19 protein-coding genes are annotated in these 20,034 nt (G+C 35.6%); 6 read left to right on the forward strand and 13 right to left on the reverse strand.

Annotated elements, in window-relative coordinates:
• The first annotated feature begins 64 nt into the window (after positions 1-64).
• Genes AP058_RS09075 through AP058_RS09085 form a run of 3 tightly spaced genes read left to right on the forward strand, consistent with a single transcriptional unit; the run spans position 65 to position 3,021 of the window.
• Positions 65-697, forward strand: coding sequence for a PIG-L family deacetylase (locus AP058_RS09075; protein WP_066309479.1), 633 nt, complete (start codon positions 65-67; stop codon positions 695-697).
• A complete protein-coding gene (locus AP058_RS09080; RefSeq protein ID WP_066309489.1) occupies positions 694-1,836 on the forward strand; it encodes a glycosyltransferase family 4 protein in 1,143 nt (380 codons plus the stop codon). The genes AP058_RS09075 and AP058_RS09080 overlap by 4 nt, the downstream gene beginning before the upstream one ends.
• 12 nt (positions 1,837-1,848) lie before the next feature.
• Positions 1,849-3,021, forward strand: a complete 1,173-nt coding sequence (locus AP058_RS09085; RefSeq protein ID WP_066309492.1) for a glycoside hydrolase 100 family protein — start codon at positions 1,849-1,851, stop codon at positions 3,019-3,021.
• 542 nt (positions 3,022-3,563) lie between these two features.
• On the opposite strand, the gene AP058_RS09090 is transcribed toward AP058_RS09085, so the two are convergent.
• Both AP058_RS09090 and AP058_RS09095 read right to left on the reverse strand, forming a co-directional pair.
• Positions 3,564-4,613 (reverse strand): response regulator, encoded by a 1,050-nt coding sequence (locus AP058_RS09090; RefSeq protein ID WP_066309495.1) that lies wholly within the window; start codon positions 4,611-4,613, stop codon positions 3,564-3,566.
• On the reverse strand, positions 4,610-5,794 hold the full coding sequence (locus tag AP058_RS09095) for a PAS domain-containing sensor histidine kinase (protein WP_066309497.1): 1,185 nt from the start codon (positions 5,792-5,794) through the stop codon (positions 4,610-4,612). Before AP058_RS09095 ends, AP058_RS09090 begins: the two co-directional genes overlap by 4 nt.
• Before the next feature lie 331 nt (positions 5,795-6,125).
• Between AP058_RS09095 and AP058_RS09100 the strand changes: the two genes are divergently transcribed.
• From AP058_RS09100 to AP058_RS09110, 3 genes are all read left to right on the forward strand, one after another.
• The gene (locus AP058_RS09100; protein ID WP_066309500.1) at positions 6,126-6,704 is read left to right on the forward strand and encodes a hypothetical protein; all 579 of its coding nucleotides are present in this window, start codon (positions 6,126-6,128) and stop codon (positions 6,702-6,704) included.
• A gap of 232 nt (positions 6,705-6,936) precedes the next feature.
• Positions 6,937-7,428, forward strand: a complete 492-nt coding sequence (locus AP058_RS09105; protein ID WP_082706618.1) for a BON domain-containing protein — start codon at positions 6,937-6,939, stop codon at positions 7,426-7,428.
• A 42-nt stretch (positions 7,429-7,470) separates the two neighbouring features.
• Entirely contained in the window at positions 7,471-7,959 is a 489-nt protein-coding gene (locus tag AP058_RS09110; RefSeq protein WP_066309502.1) for a hypothetical protein, read from the forward strand.
• A 319-nt stretch (positions 7,960-8,278) separates the two neighbouring features.
• Here AP058_RS09110 and AP058_RS09115 read toward each other — a convergent pair whose 3' ends face one another.
• From AP058_RS09115 to AP058_RS09160, 11 genes are all read right to left on the reverse strand, one after another.
• Positions 8,279-10,018, reverse strand: coding sequence for an ATP-binding protein (locus AP058_RS09115; RefSeq protein ID WP_066309504.1), 1,740 nt, complete (start codon positions 10,016-10,018; stop codon positions 8,279-8,281).
• Positions 10,018-11,145: a histidine kinase gene (locus AP058_RS09120; RefSeq protein ID WP_066309511.1), complete on the reverse strand. Its 1,128-nt coding sequence runs from the start codon at positions 11,143-11,145 to the stop codon at positions 10,018-10,020. Before AP058_RS09120 ends, AP058_RS09115 begins: the two co-directional genes overlap by 1 nt.
• Positions 11,146-11,274: 129 nt before the next feature.
• Positions 11,275-11,826: a potassium-transporting ATPase subunit C gene (locus AP058_RS09125; RefSeq protein ID WP_066309514.1), complete on the reverse strand. Its 552-nt coding sequence runs from the start codon at positions 11,824-11,826 to the stop codon at positions 11,275-11,277.
• A 126-nt stretch (positions 11,827-11,952) separates the two neighbouring features.
• Positions 11,953-13,035 carry a porin gene (locus tag AP058_RS09130; RefSeq protein WP_066309517.1) on the reverse strand — a complete coding sequence of 361 codons (1,083 nt, stop codon included), beginning with the start codon at positions 13,033-13,035 and terminating at the stop codon, positions 11,953-11,955.
• Positions 13,036-13,101: 66 nt separating this feature from the next.
• Entirely contained in the window at positions 13,102-13,662 is a 561-nt protein-coding gene (locus tag AP058_RS09135; RefSeq protein WP_066309520.1) for a K(+)-transporting ATPase subunit C, read from the reverse strand.
• A gap of 170 nt (positions 13,663-13,832) precedes the next feature.
• Complete coding sequence (gene kdpB, locus AP058_RS09140) at positions 13,833-15,842, reverse strand: potassium-transporting ATPase subunit KdpB (RefSeq protein ID WP_066309523.1); 2,010 nt, start codon at positions 15,840-15,842, stop codon at positions 13,833-13,835.
• A gap of 12 nt (positions 15,843-15,854) precedes the next feature.
• Positions 15,855-17,543 carry a potassium-transporting ATPase subunit KdpA gene (kdpA, locus tag AP058_RS09145; RefSeq protein WP_066309526.1) on the reverse strand — a complete coding sequence of 563 codons (1,689 nt, stop codon included), beginning with the start codon at positions 17,541-17,543 and terminating at the stop codon, positions 15,855-15,857.
• Between the two features lie 35 nt (positions 17,544-17,578).
• Positions 17,579-17,656 (reverse strand): K(+)-transporting ATPase subunit F, encoded by a 78-nt coding sequence (gene kdpF / locus AP058_RS16675; RefSeq protein ID WP_072992107.1) that lies wholly within the window; start codon positions 17,654-17,656, stop codon positions 17,579-17,581.
• A 6-nt stretch (positions 17,657-17,662) separates the two neighbouring features.
• Positions 17,663-18,022, reverse strand: a complete 360-nt coding sequence (locus tag AP058_RS09150) for a hypothetical protein (protein ID WP_066309528.1) — start codon at positions 18,020-18,022, stop codon at positions 17,663-17,665.
• A 157-nt stretch (positions 18,023-18,179) separates the two neighbouring features.
• Positions 18,180-18,452 carry a hypothetical protein gene (locus AP058_RS09155; protein ID WP_066309530.1) on the reverse strand — a complete coding sequence of 91 codons (273 nt, stop codon included), beginning with the start codon at positions 18,450-18,452 and terminating at the stop codon, positions 18,180-18,182.
• A 159-nt stretch (positions 18,453-18,611) separates the two neighbouring features.
• Positions 18,612-19,955 (reverse strand): sigma-54 dependent transcriptional regulator, encoded by a 1,344-nt coding sequence (locus AP058_RS09160; protein ID WP_197413397.1) that lies wholly within the window; start codon positions 19,953-19,955, stop codon positions 18,612-18,614.
• Positions 19,956-20,034: the final 79 nt, after the last annotated feature.

Below are 20,034 nucleotides of genomic sequence, written 5' to 3' on the forward strand. Positions count from 1 at the left end.
ACCTACATCATTATAATTCAGTAAACTAAATAGTAAATTGGCAATAACCTTTCTACTAAAAAGTATGAATAAGAAAATTGTCGCTATTATAGTAGCACACCCCGACGATGAAACTTTATGGGCTGCAGGAATTGTATTGGACAATCCCCAGTGGAAATGTATAATTGTATCCTTATGCCGTAAGCATGATCTCGATAGAGCACCTAAGTTTTACAAAACAGTAGAGGCTTTAAATGCCAACGGGCTTATGGGAAATTTGGACGATGGTCCTGATCAAAAACCGCAAAAAAAAGAAAACGTACAGCAATTATTGCTAGATTTATTGCCTCTCCTCCACTTCGACTTAATAATAACTCACAGTCCTGCAGGCGAATATACCAGACATTTACGTCACGAAGAGGTGAGCAAAGCCGTGCTAGATCTTTGGATACAAAATAAAATAACAGCTACGGAACTTTTGCTATTTGCTTACGAAGACGATAACAAAAAATGTTATCCAAAAGCCATTACTTCCGCAGATCTCTATTTTATACTTCCGGAGAATCTATGGCTGAGAAAATATCAGCTCATTACTACAATCTACGAATTTGCTGCAGACAGCTGGGAAGCTCGAGTAACCCCTAAAATTGAAGCTTTTTGGAGATTAACGACCAAACAGCAGGCCGTTACATGGCTTGACGAAAAATTAAACATATGAAGGTTTTAGTGCTATACGATTATCCGCCAACTCCAGGTGGACTAGCTACTCAAGGTGATCTGCTCTACAAAGGTTTATTAGCCAACGGCGTAGATGCACATGCAGCACACATTGAATCGGCCATGGAAAAAGAATGGTACTACAACTGGTTTAAACCAGACGTTGTTGTGGGTACGGGTTATTGGGGAAACACACCTCAACTGGTATTGCATCCGCAAAAGTTTGGCATGCGCGGTATACCTTGGCTTGTTGCCGATGGATATATTGCCAACTACCAAAAAGTACTAAACGACCTCCCTCTTATCTTGGTTACCTCGCATTGGGTAAAAGAAATGTATGTTCGAGATGGTATTAGCGCAGACAATATTGAAGTATTGCCTGTAGGTTGTGATACCGATAGTTTTAAACCTTTTGCAAAAAACGATGAAAAAATACTAGCGGTACGAAAGGCATTGGGAATTAGCGCAGAGGAACTAATGATTTTGACTATTGGTGGAGACGCCGCTAGTAAAGGAGCAAGAGAAGTAATGGAAGCACTTGCTTTGGCGGGCAAGGAGTTACCGCCCTGGAAATACATTTGCAAAGTTTGGCCACAGCCTAGAACATCATTGCAAAATAATCTCGACTTAAAGCTCGCTGAGCAATTAGGGATCAGTCGGAAAGTTGCTTTTCAAACTAGTATAATCTCAAGAGATTTTGTACCGTATTTAATTAATGCTTGTGACATTTATGCTGCCCCATCCAGGCTTGAAGGTTTTGGAATGCCACAGGTAGAAGCTGGCGCTTGCGAAAAGCCCGTTATTGGTATCAACGCCATGGGAATGTTAGACACCTTAGTGCAAGGAGAAACGGCTCTTTTGGCAGGAATAGGACAAAAAATAGTCGTTAATGGAGTGACGCTTGGTACCGAATCTGGATACGAAGAGAATAGAAGAATTGTATTTGAAAAACCGAGAACCGTAGATTATCGTGCCGATGTGACCGATATAAAAGAGGCTTTAGTACAACTAATGAGTAGCGAAGAATTACGAAATAAAATGGGAAAAGCAGCAAGAAAGAGAGTGATAGAGCATTTTGATTATAGAGTTGTGGCAGCACAATTTGTACGCATCATTAATGAACGCTTAGGAATATATTAAAGTCAAGAAATTATGGATAATAGAAACTGGCAAGAAATTGACAAAGCAAAAAATGCCGCTTTAGAAGTACTCTTGCACAATGCAAAAGGTCCGTTTCACGGTCTGCCAAGAACGGCCGCATGGGGCTATCCCGAACCCTACACTCGAGATTTAATGATTTCGATATTAGGTATAGCTGTTTCTGGAAATGAAAAGTTGACTGTCGCTATGGAAAAAACATTGCAAATCCTTTCTAAAAATCAGTCTGAAAGAGGACACATACCTTCGTTTGTTCATGATAGTGGCAACCGAGGCGCGAGCGACACCACACCACTTTTTCTACTCGCCGTAGGTATTTTTAGAAAGTATACTGGCAGAGCCGATTTTCTAGAAGAAGCAGTTCAAAAAGCGCTTAAGTGGATGGAATACCAAAGTCCTTCTGATGAATACCTAATCGCCCAGTTGCCTACCAGTGATTGGCGAGACGAGCAATGGGTTCTCGGATTCGGACTTTTTGTAAACACACTAACTTACAGTTATTTAAAAATGCTTGGTTATGATGAGCGTGCGCAAAAACTACAAAGCGCAATGCAGCATTTTACAATTACAAGCAACTCTAACGACACCCATTTACATGAAGGAATGGTGGTGAAAAAAAAACCGTATTATGCTTTATGGTCGTATAAAATATACAGCAGCGAACGCTTTGATCTTTTGGGAAATAGTATTGCAATACTATCTGGACTAGCTGCTCCCGATCGAGCCGAACATATGATCGCTTGGATTGAAGACCAATGCCATAAAATGATGGAAAATGGAGACCTAGCATTACCTATTGCTCCCAATCTATTTCCGTTTATATTACCTGAAGATTCGGATTGGTTGCCAAGATATGAAACCTTCAATAAACCGGGAGATTATCATAATGGCGGTATTTGGCCTTTTGTTTCTGGTTTTCAAATTGCTGCACTGACGGCCGCAGGAAAGCATAAATTGGCTAGAGAGAAATTGGATACGCTAACCAATCTGGTAAAAATTTCGCACAATAAAGAGTTAGAATATGGCTTTAACGAGTGGTACAAGGCACAAGATGCAATGCCTATGGGACAGGATTGGCAAACGTGGTCGGCTGCAATGTACTTGTACGCTGCGCAATGCGTAGCAGATAAAAAACCGCATTTTTTTGATTTTTCAGTTCATCAGTAATTTGATTATCTTGAGAAATAAATTAATCTGCTTCTTTTATCAGATATTTATTTTTTATTTCTAAATGACTTGACGCATCACTACAAAAAAAACACAACACCAAACTCAGGTATTATAAAACCTCTCGAATCGGTAAGCAACAACTGATAAGTAGGAAGTAGTATAAAGTCACATACTGGCTGAAGCAATTTCCGCAGGTAAAAAGACGAATATTTATTTTCAAAAATACTACGTCCGTTCTTATTTCGATCAATGCAAATTGCTGCAATGATCGCGTGGTTCTTTACATACCTGTTTATTTCTTACTGTGCCACGAATAAAATCTAGTAGCATTGCTAAAATAAAGAGCTAAAACATAGTGTTACTATATTCATATTTGTTCGAGCATACTATTTCTCATCTTTTAGCTTTAAAATAAACGCTACAAAGAAAATGTGATTTCTAACTAATCTAAGGAATTTGAAAACAATAGACAAACGCTATCAATATTTTAAGTACACAGAATTTGAGTACAATTTAGAAACTTCTTAATCTTCATTCGATTAATTTTTAAGATTAATCAATCGATTAATATCGAGCATCTTGATGCCTTTTTCTGTCTTTTCAATTAAACCTTCATTTTTAAAATCAGTCAAAGTCCGACTCACCGTTTCTGATGCAGTTCCCGACATCGCAGCAAGATCATTGCGGGTAATTTTAAGACAATTACCATCTGCATGATGTATTTTAAACAATCTAATAATAGCTTTGGCAATACGCTTTCGTACACTTTGATAGGCCAGTTGTAATAAATGCTCTTCTTTTTCTCTGATGTCTTGACACAGTATACTGATAAATTTTGCTGCAAGATCAGGATATTGGTATAATAGTTCGTCTAACTGTTCTTTTGGCATAAAGCACAAGGTGCTATCGTCGATTGCAGTTGCTGTATCCGTGTACGTTTCGGTAGACAACATCACATTAATGTCCAGAAAGTCATCGGCTTCAAATATTCCTGTCATTAATTCACGACCATCTTCTGCTAATCTAATCGTTTTAATCTTTCCGCTAATGACCATGTATATGCCTAAAGCTTTGTCGCCTTCATGATGAATGACTTGCTTTTTTTTGTAGTGTCGGCATTTTTGCTGCTCTATAATTTTCTTAAATTCAGTCAAACTTTCTATATTAGAAAGCTGTTGATCTAACTTATCTAGAGCGCTACCATAAAACGCATTTTGCACATCTTTCTTTTTTAGGCGGCTTTCTATAGCATTTAGAAGCTCTAAGTCATCAAAAGGCTTGGTGAGGTAATCATCTGCTCCCATATCCATTCCTCTCCTTACATCCATTCTATCGGCTTTCGCTGTTATAAATATAAATGGAATGGTACTGGTTTCTAAATGTTTTTTAAGCACATATAAAACACCATAACCATCCAGTTCTGCCATCATAATGTCACATAAAATAATGTCGGGTATGATTTTTAAAGCTAATTCAATTCCAGCCTTTCCATTAGCTGCTTCAGACACAGTGTACTTTGCTAATTCTAAAATTTCAACAATATTGTCGCGAACAGTATCATTATCTTCAATTACTAAAACTTTGCTCATTGCATGGGAAATAAAAGGGTGAATACTGTGCCCTGATGTGGCGTACTTTTAAAGGAAATTGTTCCATTCATTAAGCTGGTATAACGGGCTACAATAGTAAGTCCTAAACCCGTACCAGATACATTCCCTGCATTTTGTGCTCTAAAGAAAGGCTCAAATAAATGCTTCTGATCTTGCTCGGGAATTCCGATGCCATCGTCTTTTATACTAATAATGCATTGGCTTTCATCAATGCTTGTTTTAAATTCAATTACAGTACATTCTTCTGAATATTTTATGGCATTTACAATCAAATTTATAATACTGTTTTTAATGAGATTTTTATCTAGACTAACTGTTACACTAGCTCCGTAATGACTGTACTTTATAAATTGTCCTTGTTTTACAAGAAGTTGCAGTTCTTCCGCAATCTCTGTTCCCAATTCTACCAGGTTGAAAGAACTATAAACTGGTTTTACATTATTGATGCCCTTCTTTTCGGCATATAAAAAATCATTTAAAATGGAGGTGAGATTGCTTACCGCACATTTAATTTTTTTTACATGTTTTTCTATATTAGGATTGCTGTACTCTTGCGCATACTTACTGATCAAAGATGCCGACAACTGTATGGTACTTAATGGCGTTCTAAATTCATGCGAAGCCATCGATAAAAACTGGCTTTTTAACTTATTAAGTTGTTTCTCTTTTACTAGCGATTGACTAATTTTTTCTTTTGCCAGCTGCAAATCGGCAATTGTACTGTTTAGCGATTCCGTTCGATCCTCAACCACTTCTTCCAGGTGAGACGCATATTGCTGCAGGCGGTCTTCCGCTTCTTTTTGCTGACTTAAATCGTGTATAAATCCGCAGTATATGCTTCTGTCTAAAAACTGTACTTCACTCACTTCCAAATGCAACGGAAACAAATTGCCGTTTTTACGAACACCAATCGATTGCCGTCCAGTACCTATACTAGATTTAAAGCTTTTGTTATAACTGTTAATATACATATGGGACTCTTTTTTACAAGAGGAAGGAATTAATATCGAGATATTTTTACCGATCAATTGCTGCTCTAAATAACCAAATAAGGCACAAGCTGATGGATTGATCGATTCAATGGTACCATACTCATCAATCGTTAAAATACCATCAATAGCATTTTGTATTACGGCTTTAAGTAAGGCACTATTCTCCATGCGCGTTGCAATGATCGTATAGCAATCACCATAACAAATATACCAAATTAAATTTCAAATAATAATTTAACTCATTTAAAAACAATACAATAGAAACAAAAAATAAATACTTTTCTTACTTAAAAGTATCATAAAACTCTAATTTTTATACAGCATTTTACAATTTTTACTACTTATTCAATCCATTTAAATTTGAGGTATCAATATTAAACTATCAGCAAAGTGTAAATAAACTGATGCGGAACATTTTTATAAGTGACCTGAATCATTTCGTGACTTTAGCTTATACAGCAACTTTGTTTAAAACATAAAATAACTTAAAACCAATACAATGAAAACAAAAAAAAAATTAACACTGGTAGCACTACTTACCCTTGGTTTTATTGCAAATGCACAAATCGAAAAAGGTAATGTGCTTATTGGAGGTAATCTTGCCAATATTAGTTTAGGACTAAATGATCCGAATGTCATAAGTATCGACATCAGCCCAAAAGTGGCCTGGTTTATTAAAGACAATATTGCATTGGGAGGTTATTTAAACTTTGGTATTGAAACGGCAAAACATTCGAATACCACTACCAATTACGGAATTGGCGCATTGGGCCGCTATTATGCAGGAGCTGAAGGAGAACTGGTAAAACACAGTCGGTTTTTTGCAGAAGCGACCGTAGGTCTAGGTGGTGTAAATGTGAGTGATGCTGATAATACTAACGGACTAAATTTAAGTGTCGGCCCAGGTTTCTCCTATTTTATAACACCAAATATTGGCTTAGAAGCCTTGCTGAAATACAATGGATTGGTGGGTTTTGGAAGCACTCCCTATCAAAATAACTTAAATCTTTCTTTTGGTTTTCAAATTTATTTACCGGGTCGTAAAAGCATGAACAAAGTAAAAAACGATTTTGACTGAAGTGTTTCAGTAGGTATTTTTAATGTATTGCAAAGCACAACCGAAATGAAAAGTAATAAAGAATTGCATAAAGATGTAAAAGTGTCTTAAAATGGGAGCCTATTCTTTTTAATGCAAACATTGCTGTAACGGATCTAGAAGGAATAATTACTCTTTTGGGAACAGTTGGATAGTTAGATCAGGAAGGAAAAAGCAGAAGAAGCGGTAAAATTTGTAACGTCGTGTAAAAGCAGTGGTACCAAATATTGAAGGCTGTTTTGAGAGTATTGATAAAAAAAACGATACTGAAATTGCTGCGGAAATTCGGCACGCATTCAAATGGCACTGGGACATTCCCGATGAAAATATAAAACTACACGCTAAAAATGGCTGCTTAATAGTAACGAGCGAAATTGAATGGAACAAACAAAAACAAGCTGCAAAATTAACTGTTAGTAATTTTTTAGGTGTAAAAGAAATTGCAAACAACATTACTATTTTACAAAAGCTAAAGAAAGCTGCCTGTACCATTAAAAATATAGAACGGGCACTCTGGCGGAACGTGACCATTGATCATAATGATATTACGATAACGGTTGCTCCTGCCAATAAGATCACGTTAATTGATATGTTCGATTCTTTGCACCAAAAAGAAGAACCAACTCGAATTGCATGGAGCACTCCAGGAGTTTTAAAAGTAGACAATCAATTAACTGTCGATACAGATATAGTTTCATCTAAATAAATTTTAAATAAAAAAAACCTACTTTCGTACGAAACTACTACCATGAAAAACAGCATAATCTACATTCTATTTGTCTTAACCGCTACATTAGTGTTACTAAATCGCTACACGCCTCTTTACATTAATAATTCGGTGCTCCATTTTATCGTATTATTTATTGCCGCAAGTTCTTTTGTCATAATTGTGGGCCACTTGTTAGGAAAACTTAAAAGCAACAAATCAATTCTACTTACTTTTTTAATCATCGGAATTCTTTGTTTTGGAAAAGCTTTTTTTACTTGGGAAGGCGACTGGAAAACACAAACTGTTGTTTATAAGAATATGCAAAATGGAAACAATACTATTGAGCAGCAACTTAAAGCTAGTAGGTTCGCTTTCGGATATAGAAAACGCATCATCGAACGCTTAAAAGTAATGCCTCTTATTGATTGGACAACTGATATTGACACTTCAAACCTTGATCAAACAAAATGGCAAAAAGTAGACCTCAACATTAATGAAATGAACTTACCGCAGTCCAACTTTGAATAAAAAATGAGAGAAAAAAGCAAACAAAAAAGCTAAAAAATTAAATTTAAAAGAAGAACTAATTACGGAAACAGATGAGCTGTAAAAGCTTATATTCAGCAACTGCGTTTTACCTGTAAAAAAATTTGGAGTTGTAAATACAGGCAGCTCGTCTAGCACAGCTAGTAAATCAAAGTAAATGTTACAAGCCCCATTATTGTAACCACTTTCTTGAGTTTTAGCTGATACAACTACAAAACGGTAAGTGATGAGGTTTTAAAGTTATTCTCTTCAATTATATTGGCGAAATTACGGCGCTTAAAAAAACAATTCAACTTTTGCGTTACGAGCTAAAGTTCTTGGTACTATCAAAAACATTCATTCTTATACTAAACGTACTTCCAAAACCGAGCTCACTTTCTAAAGCAATTTTTCCATTTTGTGCTTCGATAAACTCTTTACTAATTGCCAGTCCCAAACCAGTACCTGATTTGCTGCTACCAGGAATTTGAAAATATTTATCAAAAACTTTATTCTTATATCTTGAGTCGATTCCTTTGCCGTTATCAATTACTTCAAACACAATTTGCTCTACATCTCTTTTGACACGAATTATAATTTTGCTCTGCTCTGAAGAATAAGCGATTGCATTGGTTAAAAAATTTATTAAAACCCAAGCTGTTTTTTCGCTGTCAGCTATGATCTCTGGTAAATCTTCTTCAGCGTCGACAGAAATTTCAATATTTTTGTTTTCGGATTGCATTTTTACAGCTTCTACTGCTTGATACACAATTTTGTACGGACTTGTTTTTTCTATTTGCAATTGAATTTTTCCCGTTTCCAGTTGAGAAAGATCCAGCAATTCGCCTGTTATTTTCAAAAGGCGCTGGCTGTCTTCTTTTATACTTTCCATCAGTTGTTTTTGATCGTCATTAATGCTTCCAGTTTCTGCTCGTTCTAGCAATTGCAAACTAAATTTAATAGAAGCAATTGGTGTTTTTAGCTCATGCGAAACTGTAGCTATAAAATTCGTTTTCGCAAAATCCAATTCTTTAAATACAGTTATATTTCGAAGAATAATTACATCGCCAATAGCAATAACCTTATCTTCTCCAGTCGGTATTATGGTGATTTCTACTACTTCTTTTTCAAAATAACTTTCTTTGCCATCTGCAAAGATCTTCATCGGTCCCGACTTTGTAGTTTGATTTACATCAATCAATGACTTGATCAAATCGTTTTTTTCTGCTAAAGAATTAGCCAATTTACCAATTACTTCTTCCTTCTTTAAACCAACAATTTTTAAGGTTTCATCGTTGGCAAATAATATAATATTTTCGCTGTCCAGACCAATTATTGGATCGTGCATTTTATTGATTAACGTTTCCAGTCGCTTTTTCTCAAACGATAATTTGTACAAATTGCTGCTGTGGTATTCTTGTAGCTTTTCGGCCATCGTATTAAAAGAGCGCGCCAAATCGCCATACTCATTATGACTTAAAAAATGAACACGTTCTGAATAGTTTTTATTTGCAATTTCTTGAATACTTGCCGTCAATTCCTTAATCGGATTGGCGATGTTGTTTGGTAAATTAACCAACAAGTTAAATGCTATTAAAAAACACAAGCTTCCTAAAATCATAATCGAAAAGCTAGTGTTTTCTGCAGTCTGCTTGGCCACATCACTTTTTAACTTAATCGCGTTCATGTTGTGTTTCATAATCTCAAAAATGTTCTGATGAATATAAGACTGCAAACTATCGGTAGCTTTAGTATCTTTTAATAACTTAAAATTAGATAGCAGTGTGTAAGTCGCTTTGTTTTCGCCAACTTCAGTAATGTTTTTTAATTGTTTGTTTAAGTTTTTTTCGAAAAGAGCAATAGATTTAATTTCATCGTCTTCATAAATGTCCAAAGCCAACAGCATATTTCGCGTATATTCTAAAGAATCGTAATTAGCGTTTAGAATGTTTTGAGTGTCTTTTTTAATTGAATTGATACAATAAACGCTCACAATTGAAAGGACAATTATCAGCACAAATAGCAAACCTACACCCAGATTTAATTTGGTTTTAATTCTCATTAGGATAAAATGATAAGGTCAACTTTTGAAGATGACAATTTGTTTAATAATTTATTGAAAATAGTGGTTGACAAAATTACCTTAAATAAATTTAAATGTGGTTTTCCGATGCAAACCGTGGTAATTTGTTTTTGCTCCACTAACTCTAAAATGGCCTCTGTAATTTTACTTTCTTTTTTCTTGATGACTTCGGCACCCAACTGTGTAGCCAATTTAAAATTATTAATTAAATGGCGCTGTTTGTCCAACGGAATTTTGGTATTACTTTCCTTTGGCGTTTCCACATACAAAACGAACCAAACACTGTTATAATAACTCGCCAGTCTTGCCGTTTTTCTGATAACTATTTTTGCCGTTTTATCGTTACTGCTAATGCAGGCCAACAGTTTTTCATGTCGCGCATTGGGGTTCTTAGGTACTTCATTTTCTACTTTTCGAAAAACTTGACTAGCCACTTCTTTTAAAGCTAGCTCTCTTAATTGTAATATTTGATCTGCCTTAAAAAAATTATTGAGCGCGCGCTGAATTTTATCTTCAATATAAATTTTACCTTCCTTTAATCGATTGATCAGTTCTTCGGAAGTTAAGTCAATATTTACAACCTCATCTGCCAAACGCAATACATTATCAGGAATTCGCTCTTTAACATCAATACCTGTAATGCGTTTTACATCTTCATTTAAACTCTCAATATGTTGAATATTTACTGCCGAAATCACATTAATTCCCGCATCTAAAATCTCTAAAACATCTTGCCATCGTTTTTCATTCTTACTTCCTTCAATATTGGTGTGTGCCAGTTCATCTACAATAACCACTTCAGGACGCAAATTAATAATGGCTTGAACATCCATCTCCTCGAGATTTTTGCCTTTATAAAAAATAGAACGACGCGGAATAACGGGTAAACCGTTTACTAGTTCATGTGTTTCTTTGCGGTTGTGCGTTTCAATATAACCAATCTTAACATCAATTCCTTTTTTTAATAAGGTCTGTGTTTCTTGCAGCATGCGATACGTTTTACCGACACCAGCGCTCATACCGATGTAAATTTTAAATTTACCTCTGCGAGATTTCTGAATTAAGTCTAGAAAATGTTGCGCGTTGTTTTGTTTTTCTTGATCCATTTATGCTGAATTTATTTCAGAGCCAATTTATGTACTACTACAGCAATTACTGTTTTGCGAAATTATTTTGTATTTGATAACTCAGGATTTTTAATAAAGCTTTTGAATCTAAAAAGTGCCTTTGCTGCATCATTTCAATTTATCTAATTCTGTATTTAAAAACATCATATTTATTTGTTTTGGTCCCAAAATCCCTATTATTCTGGTTCTGGAATATTCAAGAACTAACGAATCAATTCGATTTACATTTATATTTCTAGTTTTTGCAATTCTTGGGACTTGTATCATTGCATCTTCAATTGAAATGTCACAATCTAATTTATTTTGAGATTTTGTAAGTGCATTATGTTGTGTCTTTTGTGTCGTTCTGTTTAGTAAAGCAGCCTTTATTCTAGAATCTACTTCTTCTAATGAGTCTGTCTTTACTACGTAAATACTATTATTTTCTAAGTTAACGGATCTATAATCACTTAAAGATGGATGTTTCCAAAAATAAATGTTTTGATTAAAGTTTGAATTAACAGCAGCTTGCTTAACTGATTTTCCTTCTTGTAGAACTACTGTGTCAATTTTTTGATCTGAATTAAATGCATCAAATACCGAAAGTATAAATGGATATCGAACTCCAAATAAAATTCCGATAAAAAACGTACAAACTGCTATAAGAATTATTTTTTTCATTTCAGTTTTATTTTAGTTTTTTAGAAGAATACAAAAATTTAAGTAGCAACTAATCAAAACTATTAAAGACACAAAATCATCTATCAGTTACAATAGAAAACTTTGTGTCCTTAAGAAGTTAAAATCTTAAAATTTTATAGCCAACGAAGTAATTGCTGATAAACTATTGTCAGACGTTTCAGCTGTGTTTTTTGCGAATACTGCATCTTTGCTACTGTAATTTTTAATTTCCGTTCTCCAAACTAAGTTGGGTGTAATTTTATAATCAGCATTCACCGAAACACCATAAGTTTCAAATCCATTTGGCGTTCCTGATGCGATGATTACTCCACTTTTATCTTGGTAATATTCACCTCTTATTGCAAAATTCAATTTTTCAGTTGCCATCAATTGTGCCATTACGGAAGCGCCATACCACTTATTGTACTTATCGCCTTGCGTTGCTTCTTGTTCCCAACCTATATCAAAACCTGCTAAAAATTTCACTTTTGTTGTCACTTCAAAAGCAGCATAAAGGTCATGGAAATAACGTTTTTGACGGACATTGTCTGGCTTGTCATTTCCTATAAAGGAACTGCTGTTCAATGAGAATTGTGCTGATGGTCTGTAAACAATTTGATGACCAAAACCTGGTGTTGTATTGCCATCAACACGCTGTATGCGTTGCCATCCGTTAAGATACAACCCTGTTAATTCCCATTGTCCGCTTGGAGATAGGTAGGAGATTTTCGCCCCAGTCTCAAAATAGGGAGAATTTTCGGCCATGATACTTCTTGTCAAGGTGAAGCAATCTGCTCCAACAGCACTTTCATAACCAATATGCGAAGGTAAAATTCCAGCTGTTATCCAAAGATTGTGATTCTTGCCCACTTTAAATCCCACATTTGCTTCGTAAATATTTTTTAAAACTCCTGGTTCAGCTGAATAATTTGCATTCATATAAGATCCGACAGCCAAAGATAAATTAGCACGCACATTTTCAGTATCATAATTCGCTTTAACAAATCCCAAGTTCAAACTTACTTCGTTATTGCGGTTGTGGCTGTAAATAAATCCCGGACGCGTATTATTGTCGGGATTATTAGCATCATATTGAAAGTATGTTTCTGCATAACCAGAAAACGTTAATGGGCTTTTTTCGACTTCTTGCGCAAATGCTGCACCTGAAAAAGCGAGAGACAAAACAGCTGTTATTATTTTTATATTCATTTTGATAGTAATTAATGTTTATTCAAAAAGGGAGGTAGTGGTCAACCTCCCAAATTTTTCTACAAGTTATTTAAGTTGATCTAGGGCAATATTTAATTTTAAAACATTCACTTTTGTAGGTCCAAATACACCTAGAAAAGGCTGTTCTGTATTCGAATCGATTAATGAATTCAATTTTTCTTCGCTTATATTTCTCGCTTTTTGAACTCTTGCAATTTGTACTTTTGCGCTGGTAACAGCTATATTCGGATCCAAACCACTTCCGCTTGCCGTCACTAAATCAACTGGTATTTGTGATTTTTGTACTGTTGGATTTTTAAGGAGGAACGTATCAATACGGCCTTGAACCACCGCTAAATATTCTTCGTTAGACGCTCCTTTGTTACTTGCTCCCGATCCAGCAGCGTTGTAATCTACAGCAGACGGTCTTCCCCAAAAATACTTGTCATCCGTAAAACTTTGACCAATGTTCGCATATCCTTTATTCTGATTGTAAGATACCACGTCACCTTTGCCATTGTTTGGTGCTAACTGAGCAATTGCCCAAACTGATAGTGGATAAATCACCATGAAAAGAACGAGCATAACTACGGTCATTCTAATTCCTTTTAATAAATTCTCTTTCATAATTTTTAATGTTGTTCCTCACCCCCAGCCCCTCTCCAAAGGAGAGGGGAGCCGAGCTTGGAAATTGTTAATTTGTATTTATTTTTAAATTTGAAAACAATTTATTTTTCAAATCTTAATACTTTATTCTTAATTAGCTCCCTCCCCTTTGGGGAGGGTTGGGGTGGGGACTACATAAAAAGCGCCACTACAATATCAATCACTTTGATACCGATAAAAGGAACTATAATTCCACCTACACCAAAAAGTAACAGGTTTCTTCTCAATAAAGCACTTGCACCAATTGGTTTGTAACTCACTCCTTTTAAAGCGAGTGGAATTAAGAACGGAATAATAATCGCGTTGAAGATTACTGCTGAAAGAATCGCGCTTTCTGGACTGTGTAAATTCATAATATTTAAACCTTGAAGCGCAGGAATGGCTGTGATGAACAAGGCAGGAATGATGGCAAAATATTTAGCAACATCGTTCGCGATACTAAACGTGGTAAGCGTTCCGCGAGTCATTAATAATTGTTTTCCAATTTCAACAATCTCTATTAACTTGGTTGGATCATTGTCTAAATCGACCATGTTTCCAGCTTCTTTTGCAGCTTGCGTTCCGCTGTTCATTGCTACACCAACATCTGCTTGCGCCAAGGCCGGTGCGTCATTCGTACCATCTCCCATCATGGCAACCAAACGACCTGCCATTTGTTCTTGCTTGATGTAGTTCATTTTATCCTCAGGTTTGGCTTCGGCAATAAAGTCATCAACGCCTGCTTTTTCAGCTATAAATTTGGCAGTCAATGGGTTGTCACCAGTCACCATTACGGTTTTGATACCCATTTTGCGAAGGCGTTCAAAACGTTCAAACATTCCCGCTTTAATAATATCTTGCAGTTCGATGACTCCCAATGCCACTTCGTTTTCAGAAACTACTAAAGGTGTTCCTCCATTTTCGGCAATAGTCGTTACTTGCTTTAATAATTCTGCGGGGAAAGGATTTCCAGCATTTATAACGATGTTTTTTATAGCATCTGTCGCTCCTTTTCTAATTCGCGTGTTTTCAAAATTGATTCCCGAACTTCTTGTTTCGGCTGTAAATTTGATAAATTGTGCATTATTTACTTGCAGTGTCAGAGGATCTATTTTTGCTAATTCAACGATAGATTTCCCTTCTGGTGTTTCATCAGACATGGAGCTTAAAACCGCAGCATTAATTAACTGTGCTTCTGAAATGCCAGGAGCGGGATAAAAATGCGTTGCTTTTCTATTACCAATAGTAATTGTTCCCGTTTTATCCAATAACAATACATCAATGTCTCCAGCAGTTTCAACCGCTCTACCACTTTTCGTAATTACGTTTGCTCTTAAAGCTCTGTCCATTCCTGCAATTCCGATGGCGGATAATAAACCTCCAATTGTGGTTGGAATCAAACAAACAAATAAGGCTATGAAGGAAGCTATTGTAATATTTACATTAGAGTAGTCTGCAAACGGTTTTAAAGTCACACAAACAATTACAAATACTAAAGTAAATCCAGCAAGTAATATGGTTAAGGCAATTTCGTTTGGTGTTTTTTGGCGTGAAGCTCCTTCTACCAAAGCGATCATTTTATCTAAAAAACTTTCACCTGGTTCATTGGTAACTTGTACAATAATACGGTCTGACAAGACTTTTGTACCACCAGTAACCGAACTTTTGTCTCCACCTGATTCTCTAATTACTGGTGCTGATTCCCCTGTAATTGCGCTTTCATCTATTGTTGCTAAACCTTCTACAATTTCTCCATCAGTTGGAATCGTATCACCAGCTTCGCAAACAAACAAATCTCCTTTTTTGAGTTGAGATGAAGAAACTTTCTCTCCACTTTTTAAAGTTGCAGGTGTTTCTTCTCTTGTTTTTCTCAAACTATCCGCTTGTGCTTTTCCTCTTGCTTCGGCAATGGCTTCGGCGAAATTAGCAAACAGCAACGTAAATAATAATACGATGAATACAACAAAATTATACCCAAAACTACCTTGTGCCGTTTCGCCTCTCAATGTCCAAATTGAGACAAACAGCATCACGAGTGTTCCGATCTCTACCGTAAACATTACGGGATTTTTAAACATTAATTTCGGATTCAATTTCACAAAAGACTGCAGCAAAGCTGGCTTCATAATGTCTTTTTGAAATAATGATTGATCTTTATTCATTTTAGATTCTTTTTAGTAAATGGTAAAATATTCAGCTATTGGCCCTAACGCTAGTACTGGGAAGAAAGCTAACGCAGCAATAATTATAATTACAGTCAAGGTTACTAAACCAAAGGTTGCTGTATCCGTTTTTAACGTTCCATCGCCTTCTGGTATAAATTTCTTAGCTGCTAATAATCCAGCAATAGCTACTGGTCCTATGATTGGAAGGAAACGTGCTAGAATCAATACTATTCCTGTCGAAATATTCCACCAAACCGTATTATCTCCTAAACCTTCAAATCCACTTCCATTATTTGCTGATGCTGACGTAAATTCATATAACATTTCACTTAAACCATGAAATCCAGGATTATTTAAAGTTGCTGTTCCATATTCTGGCATTGCAGCTGTTAATGCAGTACCAACTAATATTAAAAATGGGTGCATTAGGGCGATAATCATCGCTATTTTCATTTCTCGAGCTTCGACCTTTTTACCAAAAAATTCGGGGGTTCTTCCTACCATTAGTCCACTAATGAAAACAGCCAAAATGATAAAGATGAAAAAGTTCAGAATTCCAACGCCAACACCTCCATAGAAACTGTTAATCATCATGGCAAGCAATTCGTTCATACCCGAAAGTGGCATCGTACTGTCGTGCATGGAGTTTACAGATCCAGTTGAAATTACCGTAGTAGCAATACTCCAATAACCCGTTGCTGCTGCACCAATTCTTGTTTCTTTGCCTTCCATCGCGCCAAGCGAAGTATCAATTCCCATTTTCTCGATCATTGGGTTTCCTTGCATTTCTCCTATAATATTAGGAATGGCTAATGCCAAGAATCCAATGGTCATTACACCAAAAATCATCCAAGAAAACTTTTGTCTTTTGATGAAATATCCAAAGGCAAATATCATAGCAAAAGGAATAATCATTTGAGCCCACATCTCTAACATATTAGTGAAGTAAGTCGGATTCTCTAGAGGATGTGCACCGTTTGTACCAAAAAATCCTCCACCGTTTGTACCAATGTGTTTGATGGCAACAAATCCAGCTGCAGGTCCGCGAGAAACCTCTTGTACATCTCCTTGTAGTGTAGTAATGCTGTCTTTTCCTTCAAATGTCATTGGGGTACCTTGAAAAGCCAAAAGAGCCGCTACAACTAGAGAAAGTGGTAACAAGATGCGCGTGCAAGATTTCATGAAGTACGTATAAAAGTTACCTAATTCAGTGGTTGTTTTATCTCGAAAAGCTCTAAATACAACCACTGCCGCGGCCATTCCTGTTGCTGCACTTACAAATTGTAAGAACATCAAATAAAACTGACCTAAATAACTAATTCCTGTCTCGCCCGAATAATGCTGCAAGTTGCAGTTTACAACAAAAGAAATCACTGTATTAAAAGCTAAATCTGCGGACATGCTTGGATTTCCATCCGGATTCAAGGGTAAACTTCCCGTAGTCATCATGATAATCATTCCCAACACAAACCATATAATGTTTATGGTTAATAAAGCTTTCATGTGTTGCTTCCAGTTCATTTCTATAGCTGGATTGACACCACTCAATTTGAAAAATAACTTTTCAAGCGGATTAAATATAAAATCCAGCCATGTTTTCTCCATTCCGTAAACCTTGGAAATATATTTTCCTAACGGAATAGCGAGGGCTAAGGTCAGCAAGAACATTGCTACAATTCCTAATATTTCTGTATTCATTTTTTTGTATTAAGGGTTTATTAATTCTTTTTGTTTTAGAATTTTTCAGGTTTTAGCAGTACGTAGCAGATGTAGATAAATACTGCAATTGCTATTATAAAAAGTGCGGTCATAATTTTTTAGTTTTCTAATAAGGTTTTTAAATATCCTTGTTTTGATTCTTTCGAAAGAAGACTCAAATGCTTCTTTAAACTTGCAGGATTTTCTTGAGTACTCAATTCAGTAAAGAATTCATTCTCGATTGCATTTCGAGTATATTGATTGCCACTTTCATATAGCATATTAATTACTCTGATAACTTCTTTCGCTGATTCAGCTTCTTCTTCATCCGTCGAATCCATTTTCTCGTTACAAAATCTAGCGACGCTTTTTAAAAGTGCATATTGATTAATGGTCTCATCGTTTGTAGATGGAAAATCAAACCAGTTTTTTGAATCGGGAATCCATTGCTGGATGGCCTCGTAGATTTTTGTTTTCATTTTTAGATGTTGTCAAAAAAATTAATAGCGCTGTAGAGCAACCAAAAACATAATAAACCGAGTACGAAGAGCATAATTGTTAGCATAACAAATTGATTTAAAGGTTAATAAAATTTAGATTTTAGATTTAAACGGAGACAAAAAGGTTATCATACGTTTAAAGAATGAGCTGTCTGTTGTACTCCAATTTTAAATTTTGAGGAAAAAGATTGGAAATAGTACAGTTTTTTAATTTCATAAAGGAACAGAGCGAATAGAGATAAACATTGGCGATCATTCCCTTTGTTTCTGTGCTGCCGTTAATAAATAAACGTTCGGCTAGGTTTAAGCAATTTTTAGCGCGAACTACATTTCCAGCAATTAGCGCTTTTTTCGTAATTTCAGCAAAACGTTCAGCGCGATTGTATAGGCTGTTGACTTTATTTTTCATTAGAATTCTATTTTGTTTGTTTGCCTTATGCCAAAATATGTTCCAATAAATATCGATCTTCGTAAAGTGCTGCTGCTGATTATTTTAAATGTTATGTCTAAAAAAAAGGCATAAAAAAAGCCTATCATAATGATAGGCTTTTATTGAAATGATAGGTTTTTACTGAATGCTGTATTCTTCTAATTTTCGATACAAAGTTGCAATTCCAATTTCTAGCAAACGTGCGGTTTCTGCCTTGTTTCCTTTCGTGTAATTTAAAACTTTTTGAATATGAAGCTTCTCTATACTTTGCATTGAAAAGGCAGACATCGTTTTGGTGGGTTTCTCGCTCTGCTGTTGCATTTCATAAGGCAGGACATCGGCAGTCAAAACAGCATCATTGCTTAAGATAATCGAACGCTCAATAATATTCTTTAATTCTCGAATGTTTCCCGGCCAGGAATAATTTTCTAATTTTTGAAGAAATTCATCTGAAATTGCTAAGCTTTTTTTATTCATTTTTTCAGAAAACTGATTTACAAATGAAATTGTTAATGGCGCAATATCTTTCAGTCTTTCTCTCAGCGGAGGAATGCTAATTTCGAAAATATTCAATCGAAAATACAAGTCAGAACGAAAACGATGTTCTTCACTTTCAATTTTCAAATTACGATTGGTGGCCGCAATTAATCTAAAATTCGATTTTTTAGGACAAGTATCGCCAATAGGAATGTACTCGCTGGTTTCTAAAACGCGTAACAATTTAGCTTGCAATTCAATTGGCATTTCTCCAATTTCATCCAAAAATAAAGTACCGCCATTGGCCTCTTCAATAAAACCTTTTTTATCCTTTACAGCTCCTGTAAACGCACCTTGCTTGTGCCCAAAAAGTTCACTTTCAAGAATTGCGGCACTAAAAGTACTGCAGTTTAGCGCTACAAAAGATTTTCCTGTACGATTGCTATTTTCGTGAATTGCTTGCGCAAAAACTTCTTTTCCTGTACCCGTTTCTCCAGTTAGTAAAACGGTTGAATCGGTTTTGGCTACTTTTTTTGCCAAATCAATGACCTGCAATAACGCTTTTGATTTTCCGATAATAGCTTCAAAAGAATACTTGTCTTTAATTCGTTTCTCGAGCGAAGAAACTTTTTGAGTCAAGTCTACTTTTTCGATGGCGCGATACAATAGCGGAATAATCTTATTGTTGTCGTCGCCCTTAGTAATATAATCAAAAGCACCGTTTTTGATGGCTTGAACGCCGTCTGGAATATTTCCGTAAGCCGTTAGCAAAATTATTTCAGCGTAAGGACTGTGTTCCTTAATTTTTTTAGAAAGTGCAACGCCATTGCCATCTGGTAATTTTACATCACAAAAAACCACATCAATTTCGGTTTGTTCTAATTTTTTTAAAGCCGACTTGCAGTCTGCCGCCTGAAAAACTTCGAATCCTTCTAAAGTTATAATTCGAGCCATAAGGCTTCTTAATTTTTCTTCGTCGTCTATAATTAAAACTTTTCTCAAAATAGTGCTGTTTATTGAAATGCAAATTTAGGTTTATTACTGTTCGCTCCGATAGTTTTTTATGAAACAAAAAAGCCTTCAA

Source organism: Flavobacterium sp. TAB 87 (assembly GCF_001529295.1).
GTDB lineage: Bacteria > Bacteroidota > Bacteroidia > Flavobacteriales > Flavobacteriaceae > Flavobacterium.